The organism is Pseudonocardia sp. HH130629-09 (assembly GCF_001294645.1).
Classification (GTDB): domain Bacteria; phylum Actinomycetota; class Actinomycetes; order Mycobacteriales; family Pseudonocardiaceae; genus Pseudonocardia.
The window spans coordinates 2,375,391-2,398,734 of sequence record NZ_CP011868.1 but is presented as its reverse complement, the minus strand read 5'-3'; the positions used below and the strand labels follow the sequence as shown (position 1 = coordinate 2,398,734).

The 23,344-nt window shown below is 73.0% G+C and carries 23 protein-coding genes; 11 read left to right on the top strand and 12 right to left on the bottom strand.

Going from position 1 to position 23,344, the window contains the following annotated elements:
* Positions 1–22 precede the first annotated feature (22 nt).
* Positions 23–595, bottom strand: coding sequence for a TetR/AcrR family transcriptional regulator (locus XF36_RS11050; RefSeq protein ID WP_020625434.1), 573 nt, complete (start codon positions 593–595; stop codon positions 23–25).
* Between the two features lie 123 nt (positions 596–718).
* On the opposite strand from XF36_RS11050, the gene egtA reads away from it, so the two are divergent.
* From egtA to egtC, 3 genes are all read left to right on the top strand, one after another.
* Positions 719–2,116 (top strand): ergothioneine biosynthesis glutamate--cysteine ligase EgtA, encoded by a 1,398-nt coding sequence (gene egtA / locus XF36_RS11045; protein WP_238589219.1) that lies wholly within the window; start codon positions 719–721, stop codon positions 2,114–2,116.
* Positions 2,117–2,184: 68 nt separating this feature from the next.
* Complete coding sequence (egtB, locus tag XF36_RS11040; RefSeq protein WP_414706239.1) at positions 2,185–3,474, top strand: ergothioneine biosynthesis protein EgtB; 1,290 nt, start codon at positions 2,185–2,187, stop codon at positions 3,472–3,474.
* Positions 3,467–4,249: an ergothioneine biosynthesis protein EgtC gene (gene egtC, locus XF36_RS11035; protein ID WP_060711926.1), complete on the top strand. Its 783-nt coding sequence runs from the start codon at positions 3,467–3,469 to the stop codon at positions 4,247–4,249. The genes egtB and egtC overlap by 8 nt, the downstream gene beginning before the upstream one ends.
* On the opposite strand, the gene XF36_RS11030 is transcribed toward egtC, so the two are convergent.
* The 4 genes from XF36_RS11030 to istA form a co-directional block, all read right to left on the bottom strand.
* On the bottom strand, positions 4,202–5,194 hold the full coding sequence (locus XF36_RS11030; protein ID WP_082375333.1) for an IS481 family transposase: 993 nt from the start codon (positions 5,192–5,194) through the stop codon (positions 4,202–4,204). The two genes, egtC and XF36_RS11030, sit on opposite strands and share 48 nt — an antisense overlap.
* A gap of 138 nt (positions 5,195–5,332) precedes the next feature.
* On the bottom strand, positions 5,333–6,757 hold the full coding sequence (locus XF36_RS11025; RefSeq protein WP_060711648.1) for an IS1380 family transposase: 1,425 nt from the start codon (positions 6,755–6,757) through the stop codon (positions 5,333–5,335).
* A gap of 215 nt (positions 6,758–6,972) precedes the next feature.
* Positions 6,973–7,824, bottom strand: coding sequence for an IS21-like element helper ATPase IstB (gene istB, locus XF36_RS11020; RefSeq protein WP_060713594.1), 852 nt, complete (start codon positions 7,822–7,824; stop codon positions 6,973–6,975).
* On the bottom strand, positions 7,821–9,080 hold the full coding sequence (gene istA, locus XF36_RS11015) for an IS21 family transposase (RefSeq protein WP_145981328.1): 1,260 nt from the start codon (positions 9,078–9,080) through the stop codon (positions 7,821–7,823). Before istA ends, istB begins: the two co-directional genes overlap by 4 nt.
* A 1,086-nt stretch (positions 9,081–10,166) precedes the next feature.
* On the opposite strand from istA, the gene serA reads away from it, so the two are divergent.
* Positions 10,167–11,366 (top strand): phosphoglycerate dehydrogenase, encoded by a 1,200-nt coding sequence (serA, locus tag XF36_RS11005; protein ID WP_060711923.1) that lies wholly within the window; start codon positions 10,167–10,169, stop codon positions 11,364–11,366.
* Between the two features lie 3 nt (positions 11,367–11,369).
* Here the strand turns inward: serA and XF36_RS11000 are convergent, their stop codons facing one another.
* The 3 genes from XF36_RS11000 to XF36_RS33975 form a co-directional block, all read right to left on the bottom strand.
* Positions 11,370–11,849, bottom strand: a complete 480-nt coding sequence (locus XF36_RS11000) for a hypothetical protein (protein ID WP_060711922.1) — start codon at positions 11,847–11,849, stop codon at positions 11,370–11,372.
* A 189-nt stretch (positions 11,850–12,038) separates the two neighbouring features.
* Entirely contained in the window at positions 12,039–12,419 is a 381-nt protein-coding gene (locus XF36_RS10995; RefSeq protein ID WP_238589218.1) for a GNAT family N-acetyltransferase, read from the bottom strand.
* The gene (locus XF36_RS33975) at positions 12,377–12,514 is read right to left on the bottom strand and encodes a hypothetical protein (RefSeq protein WP_238589217.1); all 138 of its coding nucleotides are present in this window, start codon (positions 12,512–12,514) and stop codon (positions 12,377–12,379) included. Before XF36_RS33975 ends, XF36_RS10995 begins: the two co-directional genes overlap by 43 nt.
* 144 nt (positions 12,515–12,658) lie before the next feature.
* Here XF36_RS33975 and XF36_RS32315 point away from each other — a divergent pair, with 144 nt between their 5' ends.
* Positions 12,659–12,811: a hypothetical protein gene (locus XF36_RS32315; protein WP_168169493.1), complete on the top strand. Its 153-nt coding sequence runs from the start codon at positions 12,659–12,661 to the stop codon at positions 12,809–12,811.
* A gap of 65 nt (positions 12,812–12,876) precedes the next feature.
* Positions 12,877–13,383, top strand: a complete 507-nt coding sequence (locus XF36_RS10990; RefSeq protein WP_064485409.1) for a histone-like nucleoid-structuring protein Lsr2 — start codon at positions 12,877–12,879, stop codon at positions 13,381–13,383.
* A gap of 37 nt (positions 13,384–13,420) precedes the next feature.
* On the opposite strand, the gene XF36_RS10985 is transcribed toward XF36_RS10990, so the two are convergent.
* Together XF36_RS10985 and XF36_RS10980 are read right to left on the bottom strand one after the other, a co-directional pair.
* Complete coding sequence (locus tag XF36_RS10985) at positions 13,421–16,837, bottom strand: arabinosyltransferase domain-containing protein (RefSeq protein ID WP_060711921.1); 3,417 nt, start codon at positions 16,835–16,837, stop codon at positions 13,421–13,423.
* A gap of 53 nt (positions 16,838–16,890) precedes the next feature.
* Positions 16,891–17,544: an antibiotic biosynthesis monooxygenase gene (locus tag XF36_RS10980; RefSeq protein ID WP_082375812.1), complete on the bottom strand. Its 654-nt coding sequence runs from the start codon at positions 17,542–17,544 to the stop codon at positions 16,891–16,893.
* Between the two features lie 142 nt (positions 17,545–17,686).
* On the opposite strand from XF36_RS10980, the gene XF36_RS10975 reads away from it, so the two are divergent.
* Entirely contained in the window at positions 17,687–18,142 is a 456-nt protein-coding gene (locus XF36_RS10975; protein WP_060711920.1) for a GNAT family N-acetyltransferase, read from the top strand.
* 757 nt (positions 18,143–18,899) lie between these two features.
* On the opposite strand, the gene XF36_RS10970 is transcribed toward XF36_RS10975, so the two are convergent.
* Positions 18,900–19,502 (bottom strand): TetR family transcriptional regulator, encoded by a 603-nt coding sequence (locus tag XF36_RS10970; protein ID WP_060711919.1) that lies wholly within the window; start codon positions 19,500–19,502, stop codon positions 18,900–18,902.
* A gap of 82 nt (positions 19,503–19,584) precedes the next feature.
* Between XF36_RS10970 and XF36_RS10965 the strand changes: the two genes are divergently transcribed.
* From XF36_RS10965 to XF36_RS10950, 4 genes are all read left to right on the top strand, one after another.
* Entirely contained in the window at positions 19,585–20,535 is a 951-nt protein-coding gene (locus tag XF36_RS10965) for an NADP-dependent oxidoreductase (RefSeq protein WP_060711918.1), read from the top strand.
* A 420-nt stretch (positions 20,536–20,955) separates the two neighbouring features.
* Positions 20,956–21,387, top strand: coding sequence for a hypothetical protein (locus XF36_RS10960; RefSeq protein WP_238589216.1), 432 nt, complete (start codon positions 20,956–20,958; stop codon positions 21,385–21,387).
* Between the two features lie 97 nt (positions 21,388–21,484).
* Positions 21,485–22,438, top strand: coding sequence for an esterase/lipase family protein (locus XF36_RS10955; protein WP_238589215.1), 954 nt, complete (start codon positions 21,485–21,487; stop codon positions 22,436–22,438).
* Between the two features lie 20 nt (positions 22,439–22,458).
* A complete protein-coding gene (locus XF36_RS10950) occupies positions 22,459–23,124 on the top strand; it encodes a pentapeptide repeat-containing protein (RefSeq protein ID WP_168169492.1) in 666 nt (221 codons plus the stop codon).
* Positions 23,125–23,131: 7 nt separating this feature from the next.
* On the opposite strand, the gene XF36_RS10945 is transcribed toward XF36_RS10950, so the two are convergent.
* Positions 23,132–23,311, bottom strand: a complete 180-nt coding sequence (locus XF36_RS10945; protein ID WP_060711916.1) for a hypothetical protein — start codon at positions 23,309–23,311, stop codon at positions 23,132–23,134.
* Positions 23,312–23,344 lie beyond the last annotated feature (33 nt).

Below are 23,344 nucleotides of genomic sequence, written 5' to 3'. Positions count from 1 at the left end.
CGATCATGCTGGCCGCGGGCGGTCAGCGCATCAACGGCGCGCGGACGGCGTTCTCCACGAGGTCGAGCACCGGGCCGAGGTCGTCGGCGGGCAGGCCCATCGCCAGGTGCGACACGAGCCCCTCCAGCACCAGCTCCAGGTACTGGGCGAGCACCGGGACCGGCACGTCGTCGCGCAGGGCGCCGGCCGCGGCCTGGCGTTCCAGCCGCGCCCGGGTGGCGGCGGTCAGCGCGCCGGAGTGCTGCTGCCAGCGGGCCCGGAACTCCGGCTCGGTGCGCAGCCGTCGCGAGACCTCCAGGCGGGTGCCCAGCCAGCTGCGGTCCGATCCGTCGCGCAGCAGGTCGCGCATGACCTGCACCAGGCCCTGCTCGGCGACGACGTCGGCCATCCGGGTGGCGTCCTGCTCGGCCAGGGCGAGGAACAGCGCCTCCTTGTCCCGGAAGTAGTGGAAGATCGCGCCACGGGACAGCCCGGTGTACTCCTCGAGCCGCCGTACGGTGGCGCCCTCGTAGCCGTGGTCGGCGAAGCAGGTCCGGGCACCGGAGAGGATCTGCTGCCGGCGCGCGGCGAGCTGGTCGGTGCTGACACGGGGCATGCCCCCAGTATTCCGTACGCTTGTCCTGCATGGGGGGACGGTCGTGCCGCCGGTCACCCGCGGTCCCGCGGAACACGATTTCATCGCGTGCGGGTGTCACACGTCGGGGGTAGCGTCGACCTGGTGACCCTGGACCACCAGAGCACCGACGGTGTGCTCCGCAGCGTGGGGGAGGCCGAGGCCTACGTGGCGTCGGTCTGCTTCAAACACGGCCCCCCGACCCTGGCCGGTGTCGAGATCGAATGGATGCTCCACCGACCCGGTCATCCGGCCGACCCGGTCGACCTCGGTGCCGTGCGTGCCGCGCTCGGCCCGCACTGCCCGGCCTCCCTGGCCCCCGCCTCGCACGCGGCCCCGCTCCCCGCGGGCGGCACCGTGACCGTCGAGCCGGGCGGCCAGATCGAGATCTCCAGCGCTCCCGCCGGCTCGCTCAAGGCCCTCCTCGGCGCCCTCACCGCCGACTCCGCCCACCTCCACGGACTGCTCGCCGAGTACGGCCTGCGCCCGCACGACCGCGCCGCCGACCCGGTCCGACCCGCCCGGCGGCTGCTGGACCTGCCGCGCTACGCGGCCATGGAGTGCGTGTTCGACGGCGTCGGCCCGCACGGCCGCAGCGGCATGTGCTCCACGGCCGCGGTGCAGGTCAGCCTGGACGCCGGCCCGGCCGCCGGGATCGCCGACCGCTGGGCGGTCCTGCACGAGTTCGGCCCGGTGCTGCTCGCGGCGTTCGCGAACTCGCCCGTGCAGCACGGCCGCCGCACCGGCTGGAAGTCCTCCCGGCAGGCGTGCTGGCTGAGCCTGGACCCCTCGCGGACCGCGCCGCCGTCCATCGCGGCGTCCGGTACCGACCCGGCCGCGGCGTGGGCTCGCCGGGTGGTCACCACCCCGCTGCTGTGCGTGCGCGGCACCGGGACCTGGTCGGTGCCGCCCGGGGTCACCTTCGCCGACTGGGTGTCCGGGCGCGTCCGTGGCGGGGTCCTCGACCGGCCGCCGACGCTGGCCGACCTCGACTACCACGTGTCGACCCTGTTCCCGCCGGTCCGTCCGCAGGGCTACCTCGAGGTGCGCTACGTCGACGGCCAGGCCGGCGAGGACTGGGCGCTGCCCTCCGCGGTCCTGCTCGCGCTGACCACCGACACCGTCGTCGACCGGGTGCGGGAGCTGTGCGAGCCGGTCCGCGACGAGTGGGTCGCCGCCGCCCGCGACGGACTGGACCACCCCGGGCTCGCCGCCGCGGCGGCCGCGCTGTTCCCGCTGGCCTGCGACGTGCTGGCCGCCGGCACGCACCCGCTGACCACCGCCCCCGCACCGCTGCTGGACCGGCTGCGGGAGGTCACCGAGCAGCGCGTGCTGCGCGGGCGCTGCCCCGCCGACGAGGCCGACCCGGCCGAGCACGGCGCGGGACCGGTCGCCGACCCGTTCCCGCCGGGGCTGTACCTGCCCCAGGCCGGTCGAGGCCCCGCCAGACCCGGTGACACCGCCACCCCGACCACCCGAGCCGTCGAGGAGGACGTGGCATGACCGCCGACCCCACCGTTCCCACCGGACCCCTGACCGGGCCCGCGGCGCCCGGGGAGCGCCCGGAGACCATGCGCACCCGGGTCGCGGCGCTGCTGGAGCGCTCGCGGGGCCGCAGCACCGCGCTGACCGATCTCGACGACGGCGAGCTGCAGGCCCAGCACTCGCCGCTGATGTCACCGCTGGTCTGGGACCTCGCGCACATCGGGTCGATGGAGGAGCTGTGGCTCGTCCGTGACGTGGGCGGTCGCGAGCCGCTGCGCCCGGAGATCGACGGCCTCTACGACGCGTTCCAGCACTCCCGCTCGTCGCGGGTCACGCTGCCGCTGCTCACCCCGGCCGAGGCCCGCGGCTACGTCGCCGAGGTCCGGGACAAGGCACTCGACGCGCTGCACCGCAGCCCGCTGCGCGGTCGTCCGCTGGAAGCCGAGGGCTTCGCGTTCGGGATGATCGTGCAGCACGAGCAGCAGCACGACGAGACCATGCTCGCCACCCACCAGCTGCGCTCCGGGGCGCCGGTGCTCGACGCCGCCTCGCCGCCCCGCCCGGCCGGGGTGGTGGACCCGGCGGCGGAGGTCCTCGTCCCGGCGGGCCCGTTCGAGATGGGCACCTCGGCCGAGCCGTGGTCGCTGGACAACGAGCGGCCCGCGCACGTCGTCGACCTGCCCGCGTTCCGGATCGACGTGCACCCGGTCACCAACGGCGCGTTCGCGGCGTTCGTCGACGCGGGCGGCTACGACGACCCGCGGCTGTGGACCGACGCCGGCTGGGCGCACCGCACGGAGGAAGGGCTGGCCGCGCCGCGGTTCTGGTCCCGCGACGCCGACGGCACCTGGTGGCGGCGACGGTTCGGGATCGTCGAGCGGGTGCCCGACGACGAGCCCGTCGTGCACGTGTCCTTCCACGAGGCGCAGGCCTACGCCCGCTGGGTCGGAAAGCGGCTGCCCACCGAGGCGGAGTGGGAGAAGGCCGCCCGCTTCGACCCGGCGACCGGCCGCTCGCGGCGCTTCCCCTGGGGCGACGACGAGCCCCGCGCCGAGCACGCCAACCTGGGGCAGCGGCACCTGCAGCCGGCCCCGGTCGGCGCCTACCCGGCCGGTGCGTCCGCGCTCGGGGTGCAGCAGATGGTCGGCGACGTCTGGGAGTGGTGCGACTCCGGCTGGCACCCCTACCCGGGGTTCACCGTGTTCCCGTACCCCGAGTACTCGGAGGTCTTCTTCGGCGGGGACTACGCCGTCCTGCGTGGCGGGTCGTTCGGCACCGATCCGGCGGCGATCCGGGCGACGTTCCGCAACTGGGACCACCCGATCCGCCGACAGATCTTCGCCGGGTTCCGGCTGGTCCGCGACGCCGGTGTGTAGGCACCTCGCGTACCTGGGGGAACCGGCCACACTGGCGTCGCTTGTCCTGGAACCGGAGCACGGGCTGCTCGCGCAGTCCTACGCCCCGGCCGACATGCGCGGTGGCGGCACGATCAACGCCGACGGCCACGGCACCGGCTGGTACCCGCCCGGGAGCACGACGCCGGTGCGGGTCCGCTCGGCGTCGCCGCTGTGGTCCGACACGTCCTACGCCGCGCTGGCCGGCGCGACGACGTCGGGTGCCGTGCTCGCCGCCGTCCGCTCGGCGACGGTCGGGATGCCGGTCACCGCGACGGCCGCCGCCCCCTTCACCGACGGGCGGTGGCTGTTCAGCCACAACGGCGTCGTCCGCGGCTGGCCGGAGTCCCTCGCGGAAGCCGCGGCGGCACTGCCCGTCACCTACCTGATGACCCTCGACGCCCCCACCGACGCGGCACTGCTGTGGGCGGTGGTCCGGCGGGGTCTCGCCGACGGCGCCGACCCGGCCGACCTGCTGGCCAGGGTCTGTGCCGACACCGAGCGGACCGCGCCCGGCTCGCGGCTGAACCTGCTGCTGACCGACGGCACGACGATCTGGGCGACGGCCTGGCGGCACGCACTCGCCGTCCGGATCGGACCGGGCTGCGTGACCGTCGCCTCCGAACCGACCCATGCGTTCCCCGACTGGACCCGGGTGCCCGACCGGCACCTGGTGGTGGCCCGACCGGACCACCACGAGAGTCATGACCTAGGTGTGATGTCCAGGCAGGTTGGTCAGGCGACTGATCGGCGGTAGGCCGTTGGTTGCGCTGTGGGGCCGGTGGTGATTGTAGAAGTGCAGCCAGCCGGGGAGCGCGTCTCGCCGAGCCGTTTCGCAGGGGTGGAAGCGGGCGTATGCCCACCCGTCGGCGAGGGTGCGGTGGAAACGTTCGATCTTGCCGTTGGTCTGAGGCCGGTAGGGCCGGGTTCGCTTGTGGGTGATGCCCAGTTCGCTGCAGGTGTCACGCCAGGCGTGTGAGCGGTAGCAGCTGCCGTTGTCGGACAGGACCCGTTCGACGGTCACGCCGCGGGCGTTCAACCAGTCCACGGCCCGGCGTAGCACACCGGTGGCGGTGTCGGCTTTCTCGTCGCTGTGGATCTCGGCGTAGGCGACGCGGGAGTGGTCGTCGATGACGGTGTGGACGAACGCTCTGCCGGTGCGCGGCTTGTAGTCGGTTCCCCTGGGCAGTCCGGGAGTGGACCGCTTGTTCAGGGCGCCTTGTCGGCGTCCGACGAAGCGGTGTCCGCCTCCGTCGGGGATGTTGCCGAACTTGGTGACGTCGACGTGGATCAACGAGCCGGGGTGTGGGTGTTCGTAGCGGCGTAGGGGCTCGCCGGTGACCCGGTCGATGTGGGAGAGCCGGTTGATCCGGCAGCGGCGCAGGACCGCGTGCACGGTCGAGGCGGCGAGAGCGAGTCGGCCGCCGATCTGTACTGGTCCGAGTCGGTGGTGCCACCGCAGTCGCACGATCTGCTTCACCAGCCTCGGCGGGGTCTTGGCCGGCATCGACCGTGGTCGGGAGCTGCGGTCGACCATCCCGGGCGGGCCCTCGGCGCGGTAGCGGTCAGCCCACTTTCGGGCGGTGCGAGGGGCGACCATGAACATTCTGGCCGCGGTGGAGCAGGTCCAGTCCTGGTCGACGATCAGACGGGCCAGCCGTAGCCGGGCACGCGGAGTCAGCGCAGCGTTAGCCCTGGTGATTCACGGAGCTGCGGATTGACCGCGTGATCGGCTGGCGGCGGATCCGGTCCGGTTCGTTCGATGGGTGGGCATGGCGAAGGGGCCGGCCTGCGCGTTCTGCCGGGAGCTCCCGCCGCTCGTCGTGTCGGGCTTCGGAGATCAACCAGCAGGAACAGGCAACGCGCACAGCCGCGCGAACGCGCGGGCGAGATCGACCGCCCAGGGCCAGGACCGTTGGATACGGACCCAGACTCGGCGTTGCCCGCGGGTGATCCGCGCGGCGGTGTGCAACAACCGGTAGCGCAACGCCTTCGGCTCGACCTTCGCCAGGTCGCCGTCGAGAAGCAGGCGCTGGGTCCAGGTGATCAGGTCGACCGCGAGCATGACCACGGTCAACCACGCCGCGTTGACGGCGAAGGACCGGGACGGGAAGTGGTTGAGGCCGGTGTCCTTGCCGCAGCGGATCCGGTCCTCGACCCGGGCGTGGGCGCGGTGGCGGGCGTCGAGGAAGGCGAGCTGCCCGACGCGGGTGTCGGTGGCGAACGCGGTGTAGCGCCAGCCGTCACGCTCCTCGAACGCATCGAGCTGCGCGCCGGGATGCGGCCGTTCGCGACGGACGACAACGCGGGTCCCGGCCGGGTAGTCGACCAACGCGGAGGCGGGGAGCAAGCCGGTGATCTCGGCCAGCCCGGCGCCGTCACGGTGCCCGCCGTCAGCGTCGACCGCCTCGGCCCACACCGTCTTCGGGACCAGGCTGATCACGGTGCGTTCGCGGTCGGTGACGGCCCAGCCGACGGAGAACTCACAGCTCACCGCTGTGTCTTGTTGCGCTCGGATGTGGGCGAGGAAGGCTTTCGTGGCGCCCGCGGTGTCGGTGCGGACCAGGATCGGGTGCCCGTGACGGAACGCGTCAGGGATCTGGGCGAGCGCGTCGTCGAGCACGTTGATGTGATCCGCGGCGGTGTTCGCACCGGCGTTCCCGCGGCGCAAGCGGGCGGCGAGGAACTCGCCGGTGTTGTCGCAGAACGCCAGCATCGGGTGATACCCGAACGTCTTCTTGAACGTGGGCGTGGCCTGTTCCTTCTCGCTGTGGGCGATGACGATCGTGGCGTCGAGATCGATCACCAGCACGTCCCGGCCGTGCCGGCGCAGGTCGCGGCCGGCGACCCGAGCCGCGGGAAACGCGCGACCATCGACGTCGGCGTGCTGGGCCCAGACCACCTCCCGGGCCCGCGCCCGCCCCGCCGCGATCGAGGACAACCGGCGCTCGTCGAGCTTGTCGAGCAGTCGCCAGCAGGTCGAGTCCGATGCCACCGACCCGAACACCGCGCCCTGATCGGCCAGGACCGCGATCTCGCAGATCCTCGTGGCCCCGTCGGCGACCGCGACGGCCAGATCGACCAGCACCCGCCCCGGATCATGACGCGCCCGAGCTCGTCGCAGCGGTGCGAGCGCGGTCGAGAGTTCACTGGTCAACGTGGTCCGGTCGGCGACATCGGCCAGCAGACGCGACCCGACGGGCGACACCACCCCAGCGCCGTCGGCGGTCACGATGACCGGTGGGCGCGTGCTTGTAGTCTGCACTCGGAAAGTGCCTCCTCGACCATGGCGGACAGGGCTTCGACACCCGCTGTCTTACCTGGTCACGAGGCACTTTCTTCAGTTGGGGTCGGAGATCACCGGCACAGCCCGTGAAGAGTCCGGGTTAGCGTGGGTCACAAGGGCCTCTGTCAACGGCGGGTTGGGAGTGACCCCGTAGCGACGGATTGGAACTGACCCCCGGCGTGGTGTGGTGATGGTCAGTCGTTGCTGGCGCGGTTGTGTTTGGCCAGGAGCTCGCGTCGGGCGCGGGTGCGGTAGGAGTCCCCGGACAGGGTCAGGACTTCGGCGTGGTGGACGAGGCGGTCGATCATGGCTGCGGCGACGACGTCGTCGGAGAAGGTCTCGCCCCAGCGGCCGAAGGGCAGATTGCTGGTGACCATGACGCTGCCTTGTTCATAGCGGGAAGCGATGAGCTGGAAGAACAGGTTCGCTGCGTCCTGGTCGAACGGGATGTAGCCGACCTCGTCGATGATGATCAGTTTGTAGCGGCGGATCTTCTTCAGCTCGGCCTCGAGCCGGCCGCTCTGGTGCGCGGCGGCGAGTCTGGTGATCCAGTTGCTGGCGGTGTCGAACAGGACCGAGTAGCCGGCGTGGGCGGCTTTGACGCCGAGCCCGATCGCGAGGTGGGTCTTCCCGATCCCGGGCGGGCCGAGCAGGATCACGTTCTCGCACTTGGCGACGAACGTGCTCGTGGCCAGGTGGGCCAGGATGTCGCGGCGCAGCGAGGGCAGATGGTCGAGGTTGAAGTCCTCCAAGGTCTTGACCTGGGGGAAGTGCGCGGTGCGGATCCGCATGACCGTGCCCTTGGACTCGCGGTCGGCGACCTGGCGCTGCAGCAGCGCGCCCAGATACTCCTCGTGCGACCAGTTCTCCTCACGGGCCTGGGCGGCAAGCTGTTCCCAGCTGGCCGCGATGGTCGGGGTCTTCAGGACCCGGGTCAGGTAGGCGATCATCGCCGGCAGTCCGTCGGGGACCGCGGCCAGCACCGGACCGGCCGGCCCCGAGCTCCCAGCGGGGTCGGTGGTGATCTTCGGTGGTGTGGTTGTCATGAGCTGCTCGCTTCCTCGGCAGTGGAGACGAAGTCGACACCGAACAGGGCGTCGTAGTCGGGCAGTGCGCGCAGGGTCACCGGGTGGCCGTCGAGGTGACGGCGTGCTGCGGCCTGTCGGGTGTTGCGGTCGTGGGCCAGGGCGCGGCGCATCGCCGCGGCGGTGTGCTGGTGCGCCGGGTCGGTGATCACCGCGTGGCGGGCCCAGCTGCGGTCGTGACGGGCGACGACCTGGCCGGCGCAGTAGACGACGACCTCGCGCGGTGAGGCGGCGACATCGACGAACCGGCCGATCATCTGCGGATCCACGGAGTAGTCGTTGGCATCGACGCGGACGTAGTAGTCCCGTGCCAGCCGGATCCGCTGGGCCAGCCCGATCGGCGGGTCCAGCGGCGGCAGCGGAGTCATCGCCGCGTAGTCGTGGGCGAGCACGTCCACCGGGCGGCCGCCGATCGCTCGGACGGTGCGGGTGTTGGCCCGGGCCAGCCAGTCGTCGATCTGGTGGTTGAAGTCGGCTGGGGAGGCGAAGCGACGTCCGGGCAGGAACGAGGTCTCGAAGTAGCCGTTGTTGCGTTCGACCAGCCCCTTGAACTCCGGATCCCGCGGTGGGGCAAGCCGGATCCGGGTGGCCAGAGTGCCGGCGAACGCAGCGGCCGGTGCCGAGACCCGCCCGGTCCCGCCGATCGCAGACTCCCGGTCCCAGACCAGCGTGCGGGTCACCCGCCCGACGTCGCTGATCAGCTGCCACATCCCGGACAGGATGTCCCCGGCCTGGCGCGAGGGGATCATCGTCGCGGACAAGAACCGCGAGTAGCCCAGCGTCATCACCAGCACCGGTAGGACCCGTTCCTGGCCTGGGCCGACGGGGATCGTGGTCTCGGGGAACCACAGGTCGCACTGGGTGATCTCGCCCGGTGCGTAGGCGACCCGGTCGACCGGGTCGATCCCGACATACTCGGGGCGGATCTGGCGGATCCGGTCCTTGAGCACGGTCAGCGAGTGCTCCCACCCGATCCGCTCTGCGATCACCGTGGCCGGCATGCGTGGGAACTGCGCCAGCAATGCCCGCACCTGCGGCTCGACCGCATCCGCCAGCGATCCCCGCGGGCCCCGTTCCCGCTTCGGCGGGCCCGGCGCCCGCAACGCGGAGCGCACCGTGTTGCGGGCCAACCCCAGCCGGCGGGCGATCTCCTTGATCGGGACACCCTCGGCCCGATGCAGACGACGGATCTCGGCCCAGTCCTCCACCGACAACACCCCCTCAGCGTCGTGCAGAGGGGGTCAATCCCAAGCCGACGCTAGGGGGTCAGTCTGAGCCCGTCGTCGACAGCCGGCGGTCGAGGCCGACCGTACGACCTGCGGTTGCGCCGAAACGCCCCAGCGCGGGAGCTCTCGCATCTGATGCAACTCCCGTCGGTTCTGAGCCGATAATGCACGTTATGACAGTTCAAGTGCTGCGAGGAAGGTCCCGTGGATCCGCCCCGCCTCGCGTCGCCCGATCTGCTAGGACTGCATGGCGGCGATGTCACCGGCACGATGGGCACGGTCCCAGGCCCCGGCCATCGCCCCGACGTCGATCGGTGTCGGAAGCGGATGCGTCGCGCAGTGGTCGAACTTCCCCGCCCCGACCGTGGATCGTCAATTTGAATGACAGTTAGAGTAGGCGGATGCCGAGACCATCGCGAACAGATGCGTCGATGACGCACCGGCTGCACGAGAACACCGAGGCGCCGACTCCGCTGGTGGGACTCTTACGTGAGGGGTTTCGCTGGTTCAACGAACAGCTCGACCAGCGTGCCCACGCCGAGGGGGACGCGCGCATCAGCGCCAGTGCAGCCGTGGTGCTGTCCCATCTGCCGCCGGCCGGTGGCCGGCCCAAGGACGTCGCGCGGTCGATGGGGGTCAGCCGCCAGCACGTCCACGCGGTCCCGCGCGAGCTCGTCGCCGCGGGCGTGCTGGAACTCGGTAGCCGACCCGGACTCGGGGCGGGACCGTCTGATCAGGGTCACCGCAGCGGGCGAGGGCCTGCGCCGGCGAAACGTCGCCCGCATGCAGGCCCTCGAGCCCGAGCTGGCCGCTGACCTCACCGCCGACGAGCTCTCCGAGCTCCGCCGCCTGCTCATCCGTCTCACCGGGCGCGGGCGATGCTGACGACGTCGATGCCCCGAGATCACCGGCTGTCCACAGATCCACGGCCAGGGGGATGGCCAGCGAGGCACCCTTCGAACGCACGATCAGACGAAGGACTGACGCGATGACCAATCGCAGGGATGGCATGACTCCGGTACCCCGCTCCCCGGCCCCGATACCCCCGCCGCCCATCCGGCGTCCTAGGTTGGACACGTGAAGGTCCTGCTGCTGGAAAACATCCACCCCGGCGCGGCCGAGGCGTTCCGACGCGACGGCTTCGAGGTCGAGACCCGACCCGGGTCGCTCAGCGGCGACGAACTGCGCGAGGCGCTCGACGGTGTGCAGCTGCTCGGCATCCGCTCCAACACCACGATCACCGCCGAGATGCTCGACGCAGCGAAGGATCTGCTCGCCGTCGGCTGCTTCTGCATCGGCACCAACCAGGTCGACCTCGCCGCGGCCGCCGAGCGCGGCATCGCGGTGTTCAACGCGCCGTACTCCAACACGCGCAGCGTCGTCGAGCTGGTCATCGGCGAGATCGTCGTCCTGGCGCGGCGGCTGACCGAGAAGACCCAGCGGATGCACGAGGGCGTCTGGGACAAGTCGGCCAAGGGCGCCCACGAGATCCGCGGCCGCACCCTGGGCATCGTCGGGTACGGCAACATCGGCACCCAGCTGTCCAACATGGCCGAGGCCATCGGGCTGCAGGTCGTGTTCTACGACACCGCCGACCGGCTCGCCCACGGCAACGCCCGGCGGATGCCGAGCCTGGACGCCCTGCTGGCCGAGTCCGACGTCGTCTCCATCCACGTCGACGGCCGCCCCGGCAACGCCGGCCTGTTCGGCGCCGAGCAGTTCGCCCGGATGAAGCCCCGCTCGATGTTCATCAACGCCTCGCGCGGCATGGTCATCGACGAGCTGGCGCTGCGGGAGAACATCCTGTCCGGGCACATCGCGGGTGCCGCCGTCGACGTGTTCCCGGTCGAGCCCAAGGCCCAGGGTGACCAGTTCGACTCGCCGCTGCGCGGCCTGGACAACGTGATCCTGACCCCGCACATCGGCGGATCCACCCAGGAGGCGCAGGAGGGCATCGGGGCGTTCGTCTCGCGCAAGCTGCTCGACTTCGTGCAGCTGGGCGCCACTCCCCTGTCGGTCAACCTGCCCAATGTCAGCGCCCCGAACCCGCCCGGGGTGTTCCGGACCGCTTACCTGCACACGAGCACCCCGGGCGTGCTCGCCGACATCAACAGGCTGCTGGCCGACGCCGGCGTCAACGTCGTCGGGCAGGCGCTGTCCACCGGCGGTGACCTCGGCTACGTGCTGACCGACACCGACCAGGTCCTGCCCGAGGACGTGCTGTCGGCGCTCCGCCGGGCCGCGCAGACCGTCTGGCTGCGCTCCTTCCGGCTCTGAGACTCACGCACAGGCGTTCGCGCCGTACTCCTCGACGTCGGAGGGGTGCATCGGACCGTGCACCCCGTGGAAGACGACGAACTCGGCGCCGGTCGGGCGGTGGAACAACCCGCCCGTCCGGCGCCGGTACACCAGCGGAGCGCAGCGGTACCCGAACACGGCCCGTGCCCAGCCCTCGGCCTCGCCGCGCGCCAGCGGCTCCGACCCGGTGACGGCGAGCTCCCAGATCCCCACACCGGCCGCCGGGGAGCTCGTGTCCGGCGCGGTCGAGGCCACCAGCGTCAGCTCGCCGGCCCCCCGCATCGCCGGGACGACGGTCCGCACGCGGTGCCGGTCGAGCACCGGCTGCGGGTAGGGGTAGGCCAGCAGTCCCGTGCGCAGCGCGGTGACCGGTCCCCCGTGTTGTTCGTGGATCAGCTGTGCCAGATCCACCGAACGCTTGCGGCGCAGGTCGGCGTTGACCAGACGCGCTTCGACCGTCATTCCCGTGGCCCTCATTCCCGTCCCCGCGCCCCGGGACGGACCTCCGGCGCTGAGGCGGCGCGGTGGGGCCCGACGCCCGGGTGGGAGGACCCTCGAACGGTCCGGCGTCGGCACCGTGTTCTACGGCTCGTAGAGCATTCTAGATCACATCTCGCAGCCGGGCGAGAGCGGGATCACATGACGGCCCGATCACACCTCGCGCCGGTAGTGCGCGCTCAACGGATCGACCGGGTAGTCGGCGAACGGCGGGCAGCGGACGAAGCCGGAACGCTCGTGGAGCCGCCGGGCCGGGGCCCAGTACTCCCCCGAGCCCGTCTCCAGGTACACCGCCCGGTGTCCGCGTTCACGCGCGGCGTCGAGCAGCCGGGTCAGCACCGCGGCGCCCACACCGCGACCGCGGGCGTGCTCGGCCGTCCGCATGGACTTGATCTCCGCGGCCGGGTGCTCGGGCACCGCCCCGGCTGCCAACGTGCTCAGCGTGCCGCAGCCGAGCAGGGTGCCGTCGTCGTCGCGGGCGACGCACAGGGTCACACCCGGCCCGCGGAGCGCGTCGAGGTCCAGGGCGTGCATGCTCTCCGACGGCCCTGGGCGTGCATGTCGGCGACGTGCGCGGCGAGGAACCCCTGGACCTCCGCCCCGGACAGGTCGTCGGTGTCGATCTCCATGTGACCGTCCCCGTCCTTCCCCGGCCGGCTCTGCTCAAGAATTGCTCAAATACCGCGCCGACCCAATCGGCACGCTCCTATCGTCGGTGCATCGCACTTTCACCGGCGGCGGGTGGCCGCGTACCGACCGGCGAGGAGAACATCGTGAGCGCAGTCGTCGCAGTAGTGCTGGTCATTGTCCTGATCGCCCTCGCCGTCCTGATCGGGACGCTCCGCGACGTGCGCCCGACCAGGCCGAGCGTGGTCCGGTCACGCGAGGTCCGGCGTTCCGCCCGACCGGGCGCCCACGGTTCCTGAAGCCTCGTCGTTATGCTTCCGGCGACCCCGGGTGAATCCGGGACGGCGAACCGGGAGGAACTGCAGTGGCGAAGGTCGAGACGATCCGGCTGGTCGACGACATCACCGGCGGCGACGCCGCCGAGACCGTCGGTTTCGGGCTCGACGGTCGCCGGTTCGAGATCGACCTGACCGCGGACAACGCCGCGGCGCTGCGGGAGGCGCTCGCGCCGTTCCTGGGGGTCGCTCGCGCCGCCGGGTCCCCGCGCACCGGACGCAATGCGGGAGTGCCCGCGCAGTCTGCCCGACGCAGCGGTGCGAGCGGCTCGGACACCGCGACCCGCGAGCACAACCGCGCGGTGCGCGCCTGGGCCCGGGAGAACGGCTGGACGCTGTCCGAGCGGGGCCGCATCCCGTCCGAGGTCGTCGAGGCCCACCGGCGGGCCCAGGACGGCGGCGCGGCGAGCACCGCCACGCCGGCGCCCGCTGCCGAGGCCGTCCCGGAGGCGACCCCCGAGGCCGAGACCCGGGCCGAGGCGCCCGCGAAGCGCAGGAAGCCCTCCGCGGCACCCGCGGTCGAGTTCAGCGGCTGATCCCGCTCGCCCGGGCCCCCGGCGGGCCGGGGGCCCGTCACCGGCTCGGCGACGGGATGCCCGGCGGCGGCGCCGGCAGCGGACCGGAGCTGTAGAGCCCGGAGCGGTCGACGTCGCGACGTTCCAGGGTCGGCGCGACCGCGTTCGGCCGGTACGGCTGGATCGCCTGCACCTTCCCCCAGTCCCGGCCGGGGTCACCCTCCAGGTAGGTGGGCAGCTCCGTCTGCTTGCCGATCACGGTGATCCAGCCCAGCGGGCCGCCGGCCTGCGGGGACGACCAGCCCTCGCCGTCGCCGCGCATCTGGCTGCCGTCGGCCTGCAACCGGTAGGCCGGGACCTCGGCGATCCCGCCGGAGGTCCGGAACGGGCGCAGGCAGGGGCTGGCCAGCGACACCGGGTACTCCAGGAACATCGGCTGGTTGCCCACGACCTGCGGCAGCGGTGCCAGCTGTGGTGCGCGCAGCGGTGCGACCGCCAGCCACCCGTCCGCCCCGAGCGAGTTGTCCTGCACGACCATCCGGACCTCGGTCGCCGCGCGGGCGGTCTCGGGCAGGTCGAACCGCAGCTCGCGCCACGGCATCTCCTCCACCCGCCCGTCGTCGAGGGTGGTCTGCTCGACCACGCGGACCCGCCCGTCGGACAGCCGCGTCGCGTACTGGACGGTCAGCCGGTTCCCGTTGCCCAGGCGCCCGGCCGCGGTCACGACCAACGGCGTGCTGCCGGCGCGCTGTTCGGCGGTGAGCAGCATCCAGGGGGTGCGCAGGGTGCCGGTGTTGCGGTCGCCGTGGGGCAGGTAGCTGCCGAACGCGGGCGCCGCGTCGCTGCCCAGGCCGCCGGACAGCACGTACTCGAACCCGGACGCCCCGGTCCCGCCGCCGGTCGGCGGGATGCCGTTGCGGACGAGGCCGCTGCCCCCGCTGTTCGGGTCGAGCAGCTGGGCGTCGGGGCTGTTCGCCGGGACGACACCCGGCGGCAGCGGCGCCGGGGTCGCGGTCGGCTCCCCCGGCGGGGGCGGCGGGGCGACGGTCGGCAGCAGCCCGGAGCGGGCCGGTGCGGCCATCCCGGTCGGTTCCGGGGCGGGCGGCAGCACACCGTCGACGGGCCGGCGCTCGGCGAACACCTGGCTGGCGAGCCCGCAGGACCCGCCGAACGGGTGCGACAGCGCGTCGGCGCCCATCGTCCAGGTGCCGGAGCGGACCTGGATCGCCGAGACCATCGACCACACGTTGAACGTGACGAGCAGCCCGCACAGCACCGCCAGCGGCGCGGAGGTGAGCCGCAGCCGCCGGGTCGCCCGCAGCGCCGAGGACGCGTCGCGGCGCCAGTCCCGGGCCCGGACCCAGCGGCCCACCAGCGGGATCCGGCCCAGCGTCCGTTCGACGCCGGCGAGCTGGTCGGGGTGGCGCTGCTCGCGGATGCCGCGCAGGTGCTCGACCCCGGCGCCCGCCGCCAGCAGCAACGCGACGAGCAGCAGGATCGTGGAGAGCTCGTAGCCGGCGACCGTGACCTGCTCACCGGCCCACGGCACGCCCCAGTTGTTGGTGTACCACCACAGGTTCGGCCCGGCCGCGGACAGCGCCGCCACCAGGAACACCGCGGACAGGAACGCGAGCCGGTTGCGGAGCGAGCGCAGGACGTCCGAGCCGGTGGCGATCGCGGCCAGCGCCACCATGCCGGAACCCAGGCCGACGAGATCGCCGAAGTGGTGGGTCCACTTCGTCGGGGTCAACGCGAAGATCAGCAGCGCGATCACGGTGCTGCCGATGAGGCGCTGGGCGGGCCCGAGGGCGGCGCCCGGGATGCGGTTGCGCCGGATCAGCACGACCACGCAGGCCAGCAGACAGAGGATGACCAGCAGTATCGGGAACCGGCGGGCGATGGAGCCGTCCGCGAGCCCCTCGAACAACGGCGCGTAGCGCTGGGCAATCTCGGTGTACCAGGGCCAGTCCGGCCCGATGTCGGACCGCAGTCGGGTGGAGTCGATCACCGCTGCCCAGCTCTGGTCGGCCCAGGCGATCATCAGGATGGCGGTGCCCGAGGCCAGCAGCGGCGCCAGCACCGGTACCGCGCCGACGGTCCGGATCCGGGCCGCGAGCAGGTGCCACAGCGGGCGCACACCGGCGATGAACGGCGCGGTCGCGATCAGGCCTGCCGGGTTCGCCCCGACCGCCATGGAGGCCGCGAACAGGCCGAGCGCGATCGGGAGCAGCCGCTGCAGGGCCAGCGCCCGCTCCACGCAGACCAGCGCCAGCAGCGAGCACACGACGACGACCGGTTCGGGACGCAGCCCGGAGTTGTAGGCCATCCAGAACGCCAGGAACACCATCCCCGCGGCCCAGGTGGCGGCACGGGAGCGGCGGGCCTGACGGCCCAGGCGCGGCAGCAGGCCGCGGGAGACCAGCCACCAGGCCATGATCCCCATCAGCACCGAGGGCAGCCGCAGCCAGAGCAGCGAGTCCGAGACCCGCACCCACAGCGCGTAGAGGTCGTAGAACCAGCCGAACGGCGCCTCCGCGGCGTCGTACCAGCGGTAGTAGTTGCCGACGTAGCCCGAGGTCGGGACGTCGCGCACGATGCCGAGGGTGAACCCGTCGTCGGAGGTCTGGCCCCCGATCGCGGCCCATCCGACCAGCACGACGGTGACGATCAGGTCGATCGGTCGCGGCCGGGCGCGGGACCACCAGCGACGCAGCCGCGGCGGCCACCGGCCGGCGAGACCGCCGATGGCGTCGCGGCCCGCCCGGTGCGGGCTGCGCCCCAGGTGCCGGTCGACCCCGGCCAGCGCGAGCAGCGAGCCCAGCAACGCCACCGCGGCGACCGCGGTGGCGGCGGTCTTCCACACCGAGGGGCTGGTGTCGAAGCGGGTGTCCGGGGTGATCCGGACCGCGGTGCCCGCGGTCGGGTCGAGCTCGGTGTCCAAGTCGGAGTAGATCCCCACGACCTGCGGCCGCAGGTCCCCCTCGAAGGTCTGCGCCCCGGCACCCAGGTCGATCGTCGTCGACGTGCCCTCGGAGGTGATCCGGACCTCCGACGGGCCGGCCCGCAGCGGCGCCGTGGCGAGCTGCTGGCCGCGGTCGACCAGCGCGAGCTGGCCGTCGGCGACGGTCAGGACCATCCCGGAGCGGGCGCCCTCCGGCGACTCCGGCGGGACGGTGGACAGCACCGTGGCGGCGCCGTCGGTGCGGTCGTCGAGGCTGCGGATCGTGTCGGCGGGGACGACCACCGACATCGTCTCCGGGCGCAGCGCGACCAGCGGCGAGTTGACGTCGGCGGTGCCGGTGGCGGCCGACGGCCAGACGATCGTGGTCGTGTGCTGCACCACGGGCAGGAAGGGCACCGCGACGGCGAGCACGAACGCCAGGAGGCCGAGCCGACCCGCCCAGCGCAGGCGTCGACGGTCGCGGAGCGTGTCGACCGGAGCCGGCGCGGCGACCGTCGCTTCGGAGGTGAGCACCGAACGACGGTAGCGGCCTCGCTCCGCGTGATCCGGGGAGCCCCCAGGGGTGATCAGCCCACCGGGACGTGGTGCCGGTCGCGGAACCGACGGCCTTGCAGCCACCACTCCAGCACCCGGGTGATCCAGGGCAGCATCACGTACACCATGACCGGGGTCAGGACGATCGTCGTCACCGCCAGCCGCGGCACGACGGGCCAGTCGGCGATTAGCGCGCCGAGGGTCACCGTGGCGAGCAGGTTCATCGGGAAGAAGACGAGCCAGATCGTCGTCGCCTGCTTCCAGCGCGGCGGGGTGATCTGGGGCGGGCCCGCGGTCTCGACCGCGGCGGGCTGGTCGAACCAGCCCTCGATGCCGGTGCGGCGCTCGGCCCTGGTCATCTCGGCCAGGCCCTGGGCGGAGCCGAGCCACCAGCGACGCTCCGGGCTGGCCTCCCAGCGCCCGAGCGACTCCGGGGAGTCGAAGCGGGCCAGCATGTGCCACTCGTCGGAGCCGTCGCGGCTGCGGACCCAGCCGCCGCCGAGGAAGCCGGGGAACCCTTCGGCCATGAGCAGGCCGGCGCGGATCCAGGCCGTCATCTCCGCGGCGTGACCGGGGTCGGCGCGACGGGTGAACGAGACCGTGACGGGGTCGCCGCCGGCCGGTGCGGGAGCGGACGCGGCGGCGGGGGTGGTGCCGTCGGCCCGGTCGTGGGTGTCGGTGGACATGCCGGCCATGGTGACCGCTCCCCCGGCGGACGCCCAGTCCGGCCGCACGACATCACTCCGGGACACTCTCCGGGCAGCCCGATCCCCGCAGCCGCTCCCCCGTCGTTCCGTTCCGTGTCGTTCCGTGTCGAGAGGTCCCACCGTGCCCACACCCGTCCTGCGCCGGGCCACGGCCCGTGACGTCCCCGCCGTCGTCGCGCTGCTGGCCGACGACCCGCTCGGCGCCACCCGGGAGACCCCGGACGACCTGCCTCCCTACCTCGCCGCGTTCGCCGAGGTCGACGGCGACCCCCGGCACCTGCTCCTGGTCGCCGACGACGAGGGCACGGTGGTCGGGACCCTGCAGCTCACGCTGCTCCCGGGGCTGGCCCGCCGGGGTGCGCTGCGGGCCCGGATCGAGGCCGTCCGGGTGGCCGCGTCCCGGCGCGGCGACGGTCTCGGGGCGACCATGGTCCGGTACGCCGTCGACGAGGCCCGCCGTCGTGGCGCGGTGCTCGTCCAGCTCACCTCCGACCGGTCCCGGACCGACGCCCACCGGTTCTACGAGCGGCTCGGGTTCACCCGGACCCACGACGGGTTCAGCCTCTCCCTGATCTGATCGCTGCTCCCCCGGCGAGCGGCCGGCTCGGTGGTCGAGGCGGGTTATGTGTCGTCGTTTCGCTGACCACGAGAACGTGTCAATGATTCATTGCTCCAGAGGAGGAGCGCTGGCCCGGTGGAGCGAGCCGGGGCCGACAGCCGGGACCCGGTCCTGTCACTGGAGGACAACCGACGTCTGGATGGGCCGGCTCCCCTCGCACCCGGCGGACGTTGTGGCGTACCGGTCTGTCCCACGGCGCATCCCGCCGGCAGCGAGGGATGAGAGAGCGCCGCGGGGGCTGCGGCAACGACAGTGCTCCTATGACCCGGCGGCGGCCCCGGGGCCCGTACAGCGCCGTTCAGGGCGTCCTGAACGGCTCCTGGACCGTCCGGCACCACACGGAGGTACTCGACGAGCCACCGGGCGCGCCGAGCGCACCGCTACGGGCCTCCGGTGCCGGCGGGCAGGCCCCCGCTCCCCCGCAGCCCGGCTCGGGTCCACCCGGCCCCATCACGGGCTCGGTCTCTCCTGGCCTGAGTACCGCCTCCCTGTCCTGGGCGTCGTCCTGGCAGGTCTGTGGTCGTTGTTCGGATGACGATCAGAACGTGTCAACGCTCCATTGACATGAAGAGGCCGAGACTGCTCGGGCACCGTCCGGACACACCACAGGAAGGACCCCGGGGGCCGGCGGGACCCGAGATCCCGCCGCCGAGCGGGCGGTGGATCGGCTCCGGCGGTGGTCGAGGATCGCGCCGGCTCCTCCGCGGCGGAGGTGCTACGACGATCCGCCGCCGTCCTCGGGCGGCCCGGGGGACGTCCGAGGCGGTGCTGCCATCGCCGCACGCAGCTCGGCGGTGGCCTCGGCCATGAGCTCGGCGAGTGTGGCGTCCTCCTCGGCCAGCCAGCGGGAGACGGCTCGCCGGTGGATCGCCAGGACCACATCGACGAGGAAGCGCGCCGTGCCGGGGTCGACACCCCGGCGTTCGAGAGCCGGGGCCAGTGCCTCGGCGATGTCGGCGAGCTTGATCAGATCGCGCTCGGCCAGCGCCGGGTTGGCCGCGATCACCCTCCCGCGGCGCCGGAGGTACCCGCGCGGGCGGAGGAGCCCCTCGGCGCTCCCCAGCGCGGACAGGAGCACGTCGATCGGCGCCAGACCGGGGTCGGCCGCCTCCATCTGCTCGACGAGGTGCGCCTCGATCTCCCCGCCGGCGAAGAGGACCTCCCGCTTGTCGGGGAAGTAGCGGTAGAACGAGCGCTCCTTGAGGCCTGCGGCGTCCGCGATCTGCGCGACCGAGGTGCGGTCGAACCCGTGGGTCTCGAACAGGTCCAGGGCCGCGCGTTCGAGCCGGCCCTGTGCGTCGGATTCCCAGCGCGGCATACCCGTCAGGATACGACGACAGGCACTGTCGTCGCCTGCTATCGTTGGTGACAACAGGTGCTGTTATCACTGAGGGGCCGTCATGAGAGCTCTGCAGTTCCACAGGTTCGGCTCCCCGGACGTGATCGTGCTCGCCGAGGTCGCCCGGCCCGAGCCGGGCCCCGGCCGGATCCGGATCTCCGTGCAGGCCTGCGGGCTGACACCGGCCGACTGGCATCTCGCGGACGGCCTGCTCGCCGACGTCCTCCCGGTTCTGCCCCGTGGCCTCGGCCTGGAGGTGGCGGGGACCGTCGACGCGCTCGGCCCGGGAGTCCACGACGTCCGCATCGGAGACCGTGTGTTCGGCCCGGCCTGCTTCGACGGTCCGACGGCCGGCGCCGCCGAGTACACGCTCATGCCGGCCTGGGCACCCGTTCCCGAGGGGGTCACCGCCGAGCAGGCCGCCGCGCTGCCGGTGGCTGCCGAGACCGCGTGGCGTGCGCTCGACGACCTCGGTGTCCGGCCGGGCGAGCTGCTGCTCGTCCACGGCGCGGGCACCACCGTGGGCGAGACGGCCGTGCGCCTCGCACGGCACCGGGGTCTGCGAGTGGTCGCCACGGCCGGGCCGACCCGGACTGCCGCCCTGGAACAGGTCGGCGCCCGGGTCACGCCCTACGGGGAGGGAATGGTCGCGCGCGTCCGCCAGCTGGCCCGGGGGCCGGTGGACCGCGCGCTGGACGCCACGCCGACCGGGGGGCGGATAGACCGCGCCGACCGCCCCAGCCCGGCAGGCGGCTCGCTGCCGGCCCTGATCGAGCTGACCGGAGTCGCTGACCGTGTCCTCACCGTGTCGGACTTCGCCGCCGCATCCGAGCTGGGCGTCCGGACCAGCACCGCGATGCGCTACGACCTGATGGACGGGATCGCCCGGCTCGCGGGCGAGGGCGTCCTGGCCGTTCCGGTCGCCGGCACCTACACCTTCGACCGCGTCCAGGACGCGGCCTCGCTCAGCCTGTCCCGCCGTACCGGCGGCAAGCTCGTGCTCGTCCCGTGACCGTCCCGTCCACGCGGTAGGGCCGCGACCCACCCCGGCGGGCTCGGGACCTCCGCCCGTGTCCTTCCGCGGGGCGCACTCCCCCGCCCGACGCCGTGCACGGAGTCGTACGGGGCACCTCAGGGCGATACAGAACGTCCCCGGCGGCGCCCGCCGGGGACCCGGGTCTGGTGACCCCGGGTGTGGCCTCGCCGTGACGGCGCCGGTCCTGCCCGCTCCTTCCCCTGTCGTCCGGCCCGGACCGTGTCCCGGTAACCCGCCGACCGTGCGGCCGGGCGTGGCCGCGGTTCCCTCCACTGTCACGCCGGCCGGCCCCGATCCGATGGGGCGGCCGTGTCGCCGTGGCCGTCGGTTCCCCGGCGACACGCCGGGGTCGCCCAACGGTTGACCTCAGGGTTCCGTCAATGAAACATTGACCCCGTGAGGTACGAGGAAGCGCAGCGCTGGCTGGAACGGGCCGATCCGTCGATCGCGAAGAAGCGGGAGTCCATCACCCAGCAGATGGACGGGATGAAGGAGCGCGCCGCCGACGGCGTCCTCACCCACGACGGGGCCGCCGCCTGGTACGCCCTGGTGCAGGAGATGCGCCGGCTGGCCGACTACTACGAGCGCGACCTGATCCGCACCCTGCGGGCCGGGGGCATGACGTGGAAGGAGGTCGCCGACGCCGTGCAGGCCCAGCTGTCGAGCCGCCAGGCGGCCCAGGCGAAGTGGAAGCGCCTGGTGGATCCGACCCGGCGGACCACCAACGGCAACATGCGCCGCGGCGGACGACCGCGCCAGGACCAGGTGCCCCGGCAGGACACGGCCACAGAGCCGAACGGGCGTGCCGAACCGGATCGGACGGAGTAGCCGCTCCTCCCCCGGACGGCCCTGTCGGGTGACGGTCAGCAACCTCCCCTCGGCGTGGTCGTTGATCCGGTGACGACGGCACCCGAGGAGGCGGCTCGTGACTCGACAGGGCATCGATCGACGCAGGTGGGCGGCGGTCGTCTCGATCGCGGTGGCGGTCTGCACGGTCGGCCTCGCGCTGGTGCCCCCGGCCCAGGCGACGCCACAGCCTGCACCGGTCGCCTCGCTGACCGACCTGCTCGACCCGCCCCCGCCCGGGTCGAACGACTGGAGCTGCCGGCCGTCGGCAGCGCACCCGAACCCGGTCGTGCTCGCGCACGGCCTACTGGCCAACCAGGCCAACAACTGGAGCTACATGGCCCCCCGGTTGGCGGAGCGCGGCTACTGCGTGTTCTCGCTGACCTATGGCCGCAATCCCCTCGCACCGCCGCCGCTGACCCAGGTCGGAGGCCTGGCGCCGATGGAGGACAGCGCCGCCGAGCTCGCCGTGTTCGTCGACCGGGTCCGCAGCGCCACCGGAGCGGCGAAGGTCGACATCGTCGGGCACTCCGAGGGCTCGCTGATGCCGAACTACTACGTCCGGTTCCTCGGCGGTGCCGACAAGGTCGAGCGCTACGTCGGCATGACCCCGCTGTGGGACGGCACGACCGTCGCAGGCCTGGACTTCCTCAACCGCACCGGTCAGCAGCTGGGCCTCGGCCCGGCCGTCGACCTCGTCCTGGACCCGCTGTGTGTGTCCTGCCGGCAGTTCCTGCGCGGCTCGGACTTCCTGGAGCGGATGAACTCCGACGGCGGGCCGCGCGCCGACGGCGTCGACTACACCATGATCCTCACCCGCTACGACGAGCTGGTCGTCCCTTACACCTCGGGCCTGATGGACGGGGCGCACAACATCGTCCTGCAGGACGGGTGCCCGACCGACCTCGCCGAGCACGTCGCCGTCGCGTTCGACCCGGTCGCTCTCCAGCACGTGTTCAACGCACTGGATCCGGAGCACCCGCGCCCGGTGCAGTGCCTTCCGGTGGGCCCGGACGCCCCTGCCGCACGCTGACCTGCCAGGCTGTCGCCGTGGTGGCGGTGACGACGGAGGCCGAGCTCGTCGCGGCGGCTCGTGCCGGTGGCGAGGTGGACGCGCCGCGCCTGGACGAGGCCGACCTGCGCGAGACCGACCTCGCCGGGCTGGTCCTGCGGGGCGGCTCGCTCGCGGGCGCCGACCTCCGCGGTGTGCGGCTGGACCGGGCACGGATCTCCGGCACCTCCTTGGCGGGCGCCGACCTGCGCGAGGCCGACCTGACCGACGCCGTGCTGAGCGGGGTGGACCTGTCCGGGGCCCGGCTGGCCGGGGCGACCCTCGGCGACACCCGGTTCACCGGCTGCCGGATGATCGGCACGGTCCTGCGCGGTCTGCGGGGGCTGACGACCTCGTTCGTGCTGGACGACTGCTCGCTGCAGCTGGCGGACGTGCGCGATGTCGCGATGCGCGGGCTGCGGGTCGCCGACTGCGACCTCTCCGAGGCCGACCTGTCGGGCGCCGACCTGCGCGACGTCCGGTTCGAGCGGTGCCGGCTGCGCGGCACGGTGCTGCGTTCGACCCGCCTCGACGGTGCCGACCTACGGGGCTGCGACCTCGGCGAGGTCACCCCGGACACCCCCCGTGAGCTGCGCGGGGCGATCGTCTCCCCCACCCAGGCGAGCGCGATCTGCGCGGCGCTGGGGCTGACGGTGCTCGAGCCGTAGATCCGGGTCAGCCGACGGAACGATCGACGCCGCCGCGGCGCATCGCGTCGTCGATCTGCCCGGCGATCCACGGGTCGTCGTCGCACTCCGGCCCGGCGGCGGTGAGCGGGCCCAGCCGGACGTCGTCCGCCGCACGGCAGAGCGGTGAGCTGCCGACGCCGTCGGCGGTGTAGTCGTCGAGGAGCACGGGACGCGACGAGTCCGCGAGCCGGTCCTGGCG